Genomic DNA, 12,567 nt, shown 5'->3' on the forward strand with positions numbered 1-12,567 from the left:
ACTGAGTGCTAACGAAGCCCACAAAAACACGAATAGGCGTGATCTCAGGGATAGATTTTTCAGCATTTAAGCCACCCGACAGTCTGACTACAGGGGCCAATTCTAGCCGTGATCGAGAATGAATACATTTCGGCAGATATCAAGAAGCTTGAGTCGCCAACCACAATACAAAAGTCCGATCCGTTATATATGGATTGCACTAATTGCCCCCTCAAGCGCAACCTTATAGGCAATATGAGTTTATAATTGATTGCAGAAACCTGGGGATATAGCTCAGTTGGTAGAGTGCACGGATCGCACCCGTGAGGCCAGGGGTTCGAATCCCCTTATCTCCAATTCTTACTAATTACAAAGCCCGTTGCGTGACACCTTGTTGGTGGACATTGCGGCTTGAGTTCAGGCTTTCGCTGATTGCAACCGACATCCAAATCGAAAAAAATTGCCAAATTTGTGAAGAAGAGCCACTACAACAGTCGCCAAGAATAGCCGGTAATGATACTATTGCCACATTGCGGGCTATTAGCTCAGGTGGCTAGAGCGCACCCCTGATAAGGGTGAGGTCCCTGGTTCGAGTCCAGGATGGCCCATATTTTTCCGAAAAATATGGACAGAGCACCGCAAGTGGTGCAGGCAAGCAGGCGAGAGAATCGTCTGCTTTTTTGTTGCAAGGTGTCCTGTACCTTTGTCTTACTGCGCTATTGGTCCGGCGCAAAACATCCAAGAATTGCACAAATCAGAATCAAAAAGCCGATAGAAGCACCGATCCAGTTTGACACGGTGAACTTGCTATTAATCGCTGCGCTTCTTCCGGCAACACGGTTGATCTCATTGACATATTTGAGCACCGGAATAAGAGGAATAAAGCTCAGAAAACTTATCAGCCAGAGCGGATCGGGCAATCGGCTCGAGATCTCCAAGAAAAGCCAGGGCACAAAAACAACCGTTGGCGAGAAAGAATTTGGCAATCCGAACGAATTTCCGGTCTGCAAAACATCTTTCAAAAGTCCATGCAGATAGAAGACGGAAAACCAGGCTCGCCATCCGGAACGAACACTGCGACCCTGACTCTTGTAGTATTCCCAGTTCTTGTAAGCCCAGAAAATGTTGTACAAACCCAATGTGCCCAGGTCCATTACTATGAACTTCTTTAGAGATACTGGAAACAAGATCGGCTCAGCGAGCGGCGTTGCGAGGGCGCTATCAAGAGGCTGCCCCGACATGTCAGTACCACTCCCCGCTTCTATTGGTTTCCCACACACGCTACATTGCACAGCGGAAGCCAATTGAGGAGTCATGCAGCTGGCGCATTTTATCTTGTGCAAAACGCAAATCCTTTTATATGCAATTTGATCTGGTGCAATTGATCTGATTTAGAACCTGATCTGGAACTCGAATCATAACGCCTCTACCCCCACTATCCGCCACGCCCAGGGGGCTGTGTCCCACTGTGCCCGGCGCCAGCCCCAGGCACAGTGGGACACAGCCTCATTCTTAGACGCTTTCAATAGACCTTAAAACTTTGTGTTGATGCTTCCAACTCGGAAGATTTAGGGTATTATAGAGAAGTAGTCGTTACTGGGCTTCCTAACTGCGCGAAAGCGAGTTGAGTTCGAAGCCGATAGTGACGTGTGTGAAGAAATTTCAAAATGTACGCTCGATGCTAACGAGCACAGGCAATGAGCCTAGTACAATGAAATCCCGCATGAGTGGGGGCTTGGCTCAGTTGGTAGAGCGTCTCCTTTGCACGGAGAAGGTCAGCGGTTCGACTCCGCTAGCCTCCAGAAATCAAGTCGGATAGACATTCTTATGAAGTCGACTCTGACAAGCGAACAAGAAACTCTGAAGAACAATTCAGAAAAACACTTGTAAGAGCGCTGATTCATCTGATAGTATTGATGATTCGCGCAGGTTTCAAAAAACCGGCGCGACGGCCATCCGGAAAAGGCCATTAAACAAAACCGGCTCTGTACCCTGAAAACTGCATATTGAGGTCCGTATTCTAGAAATACATTTTCTAGAATTTCCACCATCAATGTTGTCTGGAATACTCGACAGTGTCCTGCTGATCGAGATTATGTCCAGACTTTGGTCAAGCTACAAAGAGCGCACGGTGGATACCTAGGCGTAAGCAGCCGATGAAGGACGCAGTAAACAGCGAAATGCCACGGGAAGTCGTTACAGACTAAGATCCGTGGGTCTCCGAATGGGGCAACCCCACCAGAGTTATGTCTGGTGACGCCTATCTGAATACATAGGATAGGACGAGGTAAGTCCGGGAACTGAAACATCTTAGTACCGGGAAGAAAAGAAAACAAAACAGTGATTCCGTTAGTAGCGGCGAGTGAAAGCGGAACAGCCCAAACCTATTTAACGCAAGTTATATAGGGGTTGTGGGACTCCATCACGAGATGGGATGACGATAGTTGAAGTGTTTGGGAAAGCACACCATAGACGGTGACAGTCCGGTAAACGAAATTGTCTGAACCTCAGGAGTATCCCAAGTAATACGGGACACGCGAAACCCTGTATGAATCTGCCGGGACCATCCGGTAAGGCTAAATACTGACTTACGACCGATAGTGAACAAGTACCGCGAGGGAAAGGTGAAAAGAACCCCGGTGAGGGGAGTGAAATAGAACATGAAACCGTGTGCTTACAAGCAATTGAAGCACTATTAGATAGTGTGACAGTGTGCCTGTTGAAGAATGAGCCGGCGAGTTACCTTATGTAGTTGGTTAAGCAGTTAATATGCGAAGCCACAGGGAAACCGAGTCTGATAAGGGCGATTAATAATTACATGAGGTAGACCCGAACCCGGGTGATCTATATATGGCCAGGATGAAGCGTGTGTAAAAATGCGTAGAGGTCCGAACCAACTGATGTTGAAAAATCAGTGGATGAGCTGTGTATAGGGGTGAAATGCCAATCGAACCCGGAGCTAGCTGGTTCTCCCCGAAAGGCGTTGAGGCACCGCGTGGGACGTATCTTATAGGGGGTAGAGCACTAGTTCGGTGCGGGCGGAGAAAATCCGTACCAAATCGAGTTAAACTCCGAATACCTATAACGTAATATCCTGCAGTGAGAGTGCGAGAGATAAGTTCCGTACTCAAGAGGGAAACAGCCCAGACCACCGACTAAGGTCCCAAAGTACATGCTAAGTGATTAAGGAGGTGGAGTTGCATAGACAACCAGGATGTTGGCTTAGAAGCAGCCACCATTCAAAGAAAGCGTAATAGCTCACTGGTCAAGCGACTCTGCGCCGAAAATATACGGGGCTAAGCATGTCACCGAAATCGTGGGCTCAATTTATTTTGAGCGGTAGGGGAGCGTTGTGTTGTAGAGCGAAGCATGAGCGTAAGCACGTGTGGACGAAGCACAAGTGAGACTGTCGGCTTAAGTAGCGAAAACATTGGTGAGAATCCAATGCACCGAAAGACTAAGGGTTCCCACGGCAGGTTCGTCCACGTGGGGTTAGTCGGGAGCTAAGGCGAGGCCGAGAGGCGTAGCCGATGCACAACGGGTTAATATTCCCGTACAACCGTGCAATCGATAGGAGCTAAGTGGGGACGCAGGAGGTTATCTGGAGCGGCTTAATGGATTGCCGTCCAAAGGTGTAGCTAGTTGATGTAGGCAAATCCGCATTGACGTTAAAAAGTGAGGCCGAGTAGGAAATTACTTACGAGTGAAATTTCAGAGATACCACGCTGCCGAGAAAAGCCGCGAAAGCCAGATTGTAAGGTTCCCGTACCCGAAACCGACACAGGTAGTCAGGTAGAGTATACCTAGGTGCGCGAGATAACTCTCTCTAAGGAACTCGGCAAAATAACCTCGTAACTTCGGAAGAAGAGGTGTCATGCTAGGGTGTAAGACTACGCGTCTGAAGCTCGAGATGATCGCAGCGACGAGGCTCAAGCGACTGTTTAACAAAAACACAGGTCTCTGCTAAACCGTAAGGTGATGTATAGGGGCTGACTCCTGCCCAGTGCTGGAAGGTTAAGTGGATCGGTTAGCGCAAGCGAAGCTGAAAAACAAAGCCCCAGTGAACGGCGGCCGTAACTATAACGGTCCTAAGGTAGCGAAATTCCTTGTCGGGTAAGTTCCGACCCGCACGAATGGAGTAACGATTTGAGCGCTGTCTCGGAGAGAGGCTCGGCGAAATAGGATTGTCTGTGAAGATACGGACTAGGCGTGCCAGGACAGAAAGACCCTATTGAGCTTTACTGTAGGCTGAAATTGTCTGCGGGCTATATTTGCGCAGGATAGGTGGGAGCCTTTGAGACCCGGTTTTTGGATCGGGAGGAGGCGTCGTTGAGATACCACTCTGATGTAGCTAGCATACTAACCTTGTTCCATGAATCTGGGCAGGGAACAGTTTCAGTTGGGCAGTTTGACTGGGGCGGTCGCCTCCTAAATTGTAACGGAGGCGCCCAATGGTTCCCTCAGGGTGGTCGGAAATCACCCATAGAGCGTAAAGGTAGAAGGGAGCTTGACTGCAAGAGAGACATCTCGCGCAGGGACGAAAGTCGGGCTTAGTGATCCCACGACTCCGCATGGAAGGGTCGTTGCTCATCGGACAAAAGTTACCATAGGGATAACAGGCTGATCTCCCCCAAGAGTCCACATCGACGGGGAGGTTTGGCACCTCGATGTCGGCTCATCGCATCCTGGAGCGGTAGTACGTTCCAAGGGTTGGGCTGTTCGCCCATTAAAGCGGTACGTGAGCTGGGTTCAGAACGTCGTGAGACAGTTCGGTCCATATCCGGCATGCCCGTAGGATTTTTGAGGGGAGTCGTCCCTAGTACGAGAGGACCAGGACGAACGAACCGCCAGTATACGAGTTATCACGCCAGTGGTAGACGCTCGGTAGCTGTGTTCGGAGTGGATAAGTGCTGAAAGCATATAAGTACGAAGCCCACCCCAAGATGAGAAATCCCATACCCAAGGTAGTAAGGACCCCGGAAGACCACCGGGTTGATAGGATGCAGGTAGAAGCACCTCGAAAGATCAGTGCGTAGCCAAGCATTACTAATAGTCCGAGGGCTTGTCCATTATTGATGATGGAAAGCCAACCTAATAAATTGGCCGACGCTATAAAGCGTTGCATTACGCAAACCTCAATGTGCAGTTTTCAGGGTACTGGTTGAAACTTGTAACGAGTTTCAAGCCAGAACCAAAACAAGGTTGACACCATATTCGGTGACCTTGTACCCTAAAGGTTCTTGGTGCTCAAGCGACCGGAACACACCCGTTCCCATCCCGAACACGAAGGTAAAGACGGTCAGCAGCGACAATACTTGGTGGGTGACCGCCTGGGAAGATAGCCCGGTGCCAGGAGTTATAAAAGCCTCGAGTTAATAGCTCGAGGCTTTTTGTTTTGGTGCTTTTTAGTGTGGAGTGTTCGATTCGCGCGCATCATCAACACTCATGCCGAACCACCATGGAAAACGAGCTCCGAGTAAACTCGAAGCTCGTTCAAAATTAGTCCTGCTTTGACTGCTATCCTATAGTATTTCAACGCAATCAGCTTCACCTTCACAGCCGGCTGTATCGAGAATCAATGTGCTGACAGCATCAGTGTCCAATACAACTTTTCCTAATGTGATGTTGTTAGCAATGCTGTTATCGAAAATAAACTCAATTCTGTCGATAGTAGCAGCACCAAATACAACGTTAGCAGGGAAGACCTTGTTGTTCTGGTCCAATACGCTCCAACCATCCTTTTGAGAGCTGACTGAAGCGCTCACACCACCGTCAACAATTTTTTGCACTCTTTCGCCGGTGGCCTTAACGGTAAAGCAATATTTGACCTTGAGCTGCTTGAGAGCATTTGAGCCTCTGGCCTCTCTGAAATACCAACGTATATAATTGAACGTTTGCGTCGGCAATTGGAGGCTGACTCCGGTGGTTCCGCCGCTACCATTGCTTACCAACACCGCAACCTGGTTGGTATTTCCATAATCGAATTGTTTTTCCTTCGATGTGATATACCGGAAAGACACATTGCCAGTTGATTTGCAATTGAACAACTGAGCTGTACCACCGTCAGCAGCGAAAGCTCCAGCTCCGGAAACTGCTGCCACGAGCAGGGCAGATACTACGGATTTGCACGCGATTGATAGAAATTTTCCACTAAATGGCAACATATAGCCTCCAGACACTGAGAAAGACAGATCACCGACGGTAAGCTGAACAGTACAAGGATAGGCATTTTGGGCCGAATTTTCAACCGACGATAGCATACAAAAGAGCCAACGATAGCTGTTATCAATGGCTCTAGCACCAGCTACAGTATCAAGCGAACGGCAATGAAGTGAAAATATCAATCACAACAAAACCTTACAAGTTACGGTACTACGGGCACCCTTTCAATTCGAGATCCAGATCGCTGATCGTTGCTGAAGAGGAAGACGAGCTTCGGCTCTGCAGGCGCAGATCGCCGAGCGTAATCGTGCTCGAAACCTTATTGTCAAAAATGAACTGCACCCGCTGCAGAAACGCTTGCGTATTTCGAACATTGCTCGGAAAAGAGCTGTTCTTTTGTGTTAGATAATTCCAGTTATTGTGCACAGGCTTCACCGTTGCATCAGTTCCTGCCTTAATCGTGTACTCAATCTTTTGACCACCACCAGTTGTTTTGAAAATGTATTTGACCGTCAGATTATTGAAAGCTGCCGAATTTCTGGGCAGACTATAGAACCAAATGACATCTTGGTCGTCAAAAAGAAGACCATCGAAACGATACTCGACTCCACAGGTGCCACCTGAGCTGTTCGTAGCAACATCAGCGACTTTATTCGTTCGCCCATAGTCAAACTGGGTATCTTTAGAGGTGCTCTGCCTGAAAGCGACATTAGACGTGGAGTTGCATTTAAACAATTGCGCCGTACCATCGTAAATGCCTGCGACGGCCGGATAGGCTGTAGATGATGCTGCGAGCAGAGCGAACACTGCAAGCGTTGCTGAAAACTTGCGATTCATGCAATAACTCCTAAAGGATCGCGGGATCTTGGGGATGCCAGGCAAAAAAGAGAGCCTACACAACAGTGTAAGCTCTGCAGATAAGACCGGCAAGAACCGCAGGAATTAAACCTAGTCAGCTTGCTTGGTGCACTTTTCTTTCAGGCTGCATGGTCCGGTTTCTGTGATTAGAGTTGGACTGATAGCATTCTGATTAATTACAAGACGACCAAGCGTAATGTTATTGGCATTGTTCTTGTCTTTGAAAATGAACGTCAATTTTGAAAGAACAGCATTGCCGTTGTAAACATAGTTCGGGAATGCACGAGTGTCTTGAATCGTGCTTGACCATCCATCCCCGACCTGACCGCCGCGGTCATACTGCCCGCCGTCGATGTCGACGCTCTTCACATCTGAACCATCGGTCTTACTTATGCAGTATCTGGCGGTTATGCCACGCAAAGCGTTTGAGCCTCTGGCTTCTTTGTAATACCAGGTGACGAACTGCATCGGAATTGGCGGGTTGAATTCATAGTTGATACCAACCGGTCCCTCAGCACTGGCATCAACAAGTACGGCGATTTTATTGATACCGGGAATGACAAACTTTTTGTCGTGCGAAGTGCCATTTTGAATGGTCACAGAACCGCGTGCATCACAAAGGAAACTTTGCAAAGTCGTATCTGCAAACGCAGGCATGCAGCTTAACGCAGACATTGCCATGGACACGCCAATTTTGTGAATCGAACCTATCTTCATTACGCCCTCCTTTGAGCTGCTATTCCATGCAGTATCGTGCACTCCGCACTCACTGTTCGCCGGTTTAAAAACGAAACTTTGTCGTCAGATTTAGTCGATCAATACAATCTAAGAAGTTCAAAACTCAAGAAAGAATATCACGGACACACGTCCAAACACGCAATTTAAATGTAGAACAAAGTCTACACTTTTGATGTCGATTATTGTAGACACCAAGAGTGCAACAGCCAACCATCACAGCAAAGCTCAACAACAACAACAACAACAACAACAACAACAACAACACTAGAGCACGACAGGCGCCACCATATACAGTGCGTCAAAAGCAGCGATCACAGAAGCGATCACAGAAGCAATTACAGCAAGCAAGCAAGCAAGCAAACAAACAGACAGATAGACAGACAGACAGACAGAGCATAGCGGGCGGTGCGCTGCGGAGAGAGACAAATGCCGCTTCTCTATGCAAGCAAAAGGTCACGAGCCAGTGCGCGTGACCTTTCGTAATTTCGGACTAGCCGGATTGGTTATTGTTAGGGAGCCTGAATGATGCAGGGGTCTTGCAGGCTGCAAGGTCCAACATCGGTGATTATGCTCGGGCTAACGGCATTCTCATTGATTGAGACACGACCCAGAGTGATGTTGTTCGCAGCGTTGGCGTCCTTGAAGATGAAGGTCAGTCTGCTGACAACAGCATTTCCGTTCGTGACGATACTTGGGAATGCACGAGTGTCCTGGATCACACTAGACCAGCCGTCGCCTACGCTGCTGCCGCGATTGCCAACTCCGCCCTGCACATCGTAACTGGTCTGCTGAGAACCATCGGCGAGCGAGAAGCAATATCTTGCAGTAATGGCGCGCAAAGCATTGGAATTGCGCGCTTCCTTGTAATACCAGGTTATGTTTTTAAATGGGATAGGCGGATTGAACACATAGTTAATGCCGGCAGGTCCAGAAGCATTAGCATCAACGAGAACGGCAACCTTGCCTGTTCCCGGAATCACAAATTTCTTGTCATGAGAAGTGCCATTCTGAAAGCTCACCGAAGCTCGATTGGTATCACATGAAAAGCCTTGCACTGATGCATCAGCCAAAGCAGGGCTCGCAAAACCAGTGGCTGAAACTATAATCGTTGCCAACAGTCCTAATTTTTGAATCGAACTAAAATTCATAACGCCTCCATCAACTCATGAACACCCGCGAAATTGCACGCCAAAGCCAGGCAGTGTAATCGTCCAAGAATAGATTCTCTGTTGCCATATGTCAACAGAATCGGCACCACTACAAAAACTCCGCGTTGCAATTGACTCCAGTAACCCCTGAAAACCAAAAACCTAACACCACTTTGCAAATAAAAGCCATCTGGATGTGAGGCTTCAGAATCTCTTACTCAGCTAATGGATAGCGCTGAAATCAGCTCCAGCAAGGGATTAGCAAAATATCAGCACCATATTCAACACCACCTGAATTGCTCGGCAAGCCGATCGCAAGTTGAATCGGAGCCAGATTAAATAATCTTGACATCAGGCAAACTGCCCTCATAATAGGGATGCCCACATATAGACAGTTGTCTTCTCAAGCGCGGTTCAGCCAGCCCAGGCATGACCTCCGACGCGTACAGTCCTTACTCAGAGGATCGATTCTCCATGCCAAGCTATGATGCAAACGTTGAAGCACCAGTGACCCCGACGCAGCAAATGACGAACCCAGCGCTCCTCAGCGAGGGATACCCGGGCATATCATCTTCGCAAACACAAACAAGCTTCCAACCACCAACAGATGGAAGCAGCTTCAGCGGCTCGACATCCTCCGCTTCCACGCTCAATGGTCTTCCCAAAGAGGTCCTATTAGGAGCAATTACGAATCTACCACAGCAAGACATTGCTACATTCTTCGCCGGATTGCCTCAGAACGAACAGACGCAAATCCAGACCTTTATACAGCAGAATCCAAATGCGCAAGGACAAGATCTTTTCAATCAACTTGCCCAACTGCCGACAGCCGACCTCGCTCAAGGTCTGGCGATGGTGCCAGGCAGCGATCTGCAACAGGCGCTTGCAGCTTCACAACAAAGTGGCAGCTTAGCAGGGACCGATTCTTCAACCGGCACTAGCTATGGTGCTACGGGCACAGGCACGGATGCCAGCGGTTTGTACACTCAACCAACTACTGGTGCGGGTACCGATACCAGCGGCTTGTACACTCAACCAAATGCAGGCGCAGGCACCGATGCCAGCGGCTTGTACACTCAACCAAATGCAGGCGCAGGCACAGATACAAGCGGCTTGTACACTCAACCAAATACTGGTGCGGGTACCGATGCCAGCGGCTTGTACACTCAACCGAATACTGGTGCGGGTACCGATGCCAGCGGCTTGTACACTCAACCAAATGCAGGCGCAGGCACAGATACAAGCGGTCTAGCCACCCAGCCCCAAGTCGCGCAAGGCGATGGCACCTACCAGACGATGCCTCAAGACGTGACCGGCGGCGGTGCTGCACAAGGCACCGTAGACAGTTCAGCAGTGCTGAACAAGTTAGCCACACTGGACGCGGCTCAACTCAGTGCGGTCATCGCCGGTTTGCCCCAACAAGATTTAGCGACCCTTTTCAAAGCGCTGCCATCTGCAGATCAACAAGCTGTGCAGTCCGATCTGGCGAACAACAGCAATCCAAGCGCTCAGGACGTAGCCGCCTCCATGGCAAAATTGCCCACTCGAGACGTTTTAGCAGCAGCAAGTGCAGTACCTGCTTCCGACTTTGCTTCGCTTCTGTCATCAGACACGGGAAGTCAAAGCAGTGGCAACCAGGCGCCCAAACCGGGTGGCTCAGAGTTTCCATTGTTGTTTGGACTGGCTGCAGCTGGCGGAGTCGGATACCTCGGGTATCGCAAGGGTATGTTTAACAATGTGCCTGACCTCTTCCAAAAATTGACAGGAAGATTCGATGCGCAAGCACCTTCATGGATGTCCAAGTTCGCTAGAGGTGGAGCTGACGCCGCTGAAGTCGAAGCCGCTCTAGCGCCTGTAGTTGTTCCAGAAGCCTCGGCTGCTACCAGTCTCGCGGCAGATGGCTTGAGCATGGGCGCCAAAATTGCTGAAGAGTCCGCAGCACTTGCTCGCGTTGGCTCAGAAGTTGGGTCGGTTGCCGCGGCAGTCGAACACGCCGGTGCAGCAGCAGCCATCGTCGAAGATGGTTTAAACGTGGCGAAGGTTCTTCACTAAGAGCCCCACTAACCAAAACTAAAGTTCATAGCGCATAGGATGCACCGCAAACAAACAAACAAACAAACAAACAAACAAACAAAGACGGTCGCCAATCAGCTCGCCAAACGCTGCTCCTGAACCTGGAACTGTTGCTCGAACTGTTGCTGACAATAAGACTCCCAGTCCATCTGGATCTGAAAAGATTCGACAATAGCAATAGCTTCTCTATTGGCACCTTGATTAAAGAGGTTCTGAAGTTGGCGCCAGTGTTGCATGTTATTTCTCGTCGTCACAACAGAATCAAATCCTGTCTGCCAGCAGCTCTTCATGGGGTGGGACCTCTAGTAAATTAGACGGGGGTGTCTGTCTCAACACGACTAAATTACCTGAGAGTTGTTTCTTTTTTGTTACCACGAAGCGCAAAGAACCAAGTTAACACAAAAGCTTTTCAGTTAACGCAAAAGCCCCTCGAAACCCTCAACATCAGCATGGCTGACCCAAACATCACGAGGATCTTTGCACTCCTTGTAGCCCTGATAAGACGGCAAGCTGTGGCGCTTCACGACAGCGACCTTCTTTGCCTCCATCGCTTTCGGACCGCCGTTGTTGACACCGGAGTACAAAAACAACGAATTCATCTTGCTGCTCATCTTATCCGTGTCCCATAAATTTAGCTGCAATGGCAACGCCGCTACGCTTTTAGGAGTTTGAATGAGAGTGGCAACAATCTGACATGGCTGCTTGGGAAAGAATCCCTCCCCCAGCACAAGAAAGTCTCCTACATTCCCTCGACTCACCGGAACAATCGCTCCATTTTGCGTCTTATAAGGAAGTGCGTAACAGGTCGCGTTCCAATTCAAAAACGGACGGATTCCTGTTCTAACTAACGGCCATTCAGGAATCGACGTTACTTTCAAAAAGTTGAGAGGCGACCCACGACGCACCCAGTCCTGGCAAGTACTCACACCCGTCAGTTTACGCACTGGGGAGATAGCACGTACACGCCAATCTGGTGCCTGGGACAGGATAACCATTTGATGGTCAGGCAAATCAACGCTCAAGTAGTCCTTACAGATGCGCAGGTTAACGCGACGGTGCATTTCAAGTTCATAGCTCAGATCCAGCTCCTCATCCGGCTTCAGAGAGAATGCCTGCCCCGACGGTGCTGCACAAACAGCCGGGAATGCGACTGCAGCAAAATACGCCATTAACAGGAATCCGAAAACCCTAGCCAGCGCAGTGTTGGTCACGTGTAACCATCTCATCAAAGGAACAAATATCTTTCCAGCCATTCTAAACATACAACGACTGATTTATCCAAAGAGCGTGCAGCCGCTCGAACTTTCTATTTAATTGTTCGCGCACCCGTTCTCAAATATTTTTCAGATTTGACCTGTAGATTGATGACACCAAGCAGAGGATAAACGAATGAATCCCTACATCGCGTACCAAGCTTCCCCATCGACCGGCTTCGAACGGTTACTGAAAAGAAGGGCGGTAACGCAGCAATGGTCGACGGTTTCGCATCTTTTGACGCTGCGAAAAAATCAGGAAGCAACTGAAATCGTCGCGTCATTTCAACGCCAGATGGAACTGCAATCGTCCACCAGTGCGGCACCCAACGACAAAGCAGCTTGAGTCTAATTAA

General features: G+C 49.1%; 9 protein-coding genes, 3 tRNA genes and 2 rRNA genes. 8 read left to right on the top strand and 6 right to left on the bottom strand.

Translation table 11 applies throughout. From position 1 onward, the window contains the following. Positions 1–262 precede the first annotated feature (262 nt). Together EKK48_13525 and EKK48_13530 are read left to right on the top strand one after the other, a co-directional pair. Positions 263–335: transfer RNA gene (locus EKK48_13525), tRNA-Ala, on the top strand. Between the two features lie 178 nt (positions 336–513). After that, positions 514–587 (top strand) — tRNA-Ile (locus EKK48_13530). Positions 588–695: 108 nt separating this feature from the next. On the opposite strand, the gene EKK48_13535 is transcribed toward EKK48_13530, so the two are convergent. Continuing rightward, positions 696–1,220 (bottom strand): hypothetical protein, encoded by a 525-nt coding sequence (locus EKK48_13535; GenBank protein RTL41386.1) that lies wholly within the window; start codon positions 1,218–1,220, stop codon positions 696–698. Positions 1,221–1,708: 488 nt separating this feature from the next. Between EKK48_13535 and EKK48_13540 the strand changes: the two genes are divergently transcribed. From EKK48_13540 to rrf, 3 genes are all read left to right on the top strand, one after another. Continuing rightward, positions 1,709–1,781: transfer RNA gene (locus EKK48_13540), tRNA-Ala, on the top strand. Between the two features lie 302 nt (positions 1,782–2,083). Next, positions 2,084–5,049, top strand: a 23S ribosomal RNA gene (locus EKK48_13545). A gap of 169 nt (positions 5,050–5,218) precedes the next feature. Then, positions 5,219–5,334 (top strand): 5S ribosomal RNA (gene rrf / locus EKK48_13550). 167 nt (positions 5,335–5,501) lie between these two features. Here the strand turns inward: rrf and EKK48_13555 are convergent. The 3 genes from EKK48_13555 to EKK48_13565 form a co-directional block, all read right to left on the bottom strand. Further along, positions 5,502–6,143, bottom strand: a complete 642-nt coding sequence (locus EKK48_13555) for a hypothetical protein (GenBank protein RTL41387.1) — start codon at positions 6,141–6,143, stop codon at positions 5,502–5,504. A gap of 208 nt (positions 6,144–6,351) precedes the next feature. Beyond that, on the bottom strand, positions 6,352–6,978 hold the full coding sequence (locus EKK48_13560) for a hypothetical protein (protein RTL41388.1): 627 nt from the start codon (positions 6,976–6,978) through the stop codon (positions 6,352–6,354). A gap of 111 nt (positions 6,979–7,089) precedes the next feature. Then, a complete protein-coding gene (locus EKK48_13565) occupies positions 7,090–7,716 on the bottom strand; it encodes a hypothetical protein (protein RTL41389.1) in 627 nt (208 codons plus the stop codon). A gap of 218 nt (positions 7,717–7,934) precedes the next feature. On the opposite strand from EKK48_13565, the gene EKK48_13570 reads away from it, so the two are divergent. Beyond that, entirely contained in the window at positions 7,935–8,210 is a 276-nt protein-coding gene (locus EKK48_13570; GenBank protein ID RTL41390.1) for a hypothetical protein, read from the top strand. A gap of 36 nt (positions 8,211–8,246) precedes the next feature. On the opposite strand, the gene EKK48_13575 is transcribed toward EKK48_13570, so the two are convergent. Further along, positions 8,247–8,885, bottom strand: coding sequence for a hypothetical protein (locus tag EKK48_13575; protein RTL41391.1), 639 nt, complete (start codon positions 8,883–8,885; stop codon positions 8,247–8,249). Positions 8,886–9,359: 474 nt separating this feature from the next. Here EKK48_13575 and EKK48_13580 point away from each other — a divergent pair, with 474 nt between their 5' ends. Beyond that, positions 9,360–10,937: a hypothetical protein gene (locus EKK48_13580; GenBank protein ID RTL41392.1), complete on the top strand. Its 1,578-nt coding sequence runs from the start codon at positions 9,360–9,362 to the stop codon at positions 10,935–10,937. 434 nt (positions 10,938–11,371) lie between these two features. Here EKK48_13580 and EKK48_13585 read toward each other — a convergent pair whose 3' ends face one another. After that, entirely contained in the window at positions 11,372–12,127 is a 756-nt protein-coding gene (locus EKK48_13585) for a hypothetical protein (GenBank protein ID RTL41393.1), read from the bottom strand. 220 nt (positions 12,128–12,347) lie between these two features. Here EKK48_13585 and EKK48_13590 point away from each other — a divergent pair, with 220 nt between their 5' ends. Next, positions 12,348–12,557, top strand: coding sequence for a hypothetical protein (locus EKK48_13590; GenBank protein ID RTL41394.1), 210 nt, complete (start codon positions 12,348–12,350; stop codon positions 12,555–12,557). Positions 12,558–12,567: the final 10 nt, after the last annotated feature.

The organism is Candidatus Melainabacteria bacterium, assembly GCA_003963305.1.
Taxonomy (GTDB): domain Bacteria; phylum Cyanobacteriota; class Vampirovibrionia; order Obscuribacterales; family Obscuribacteraceae; genus PALSA-1081.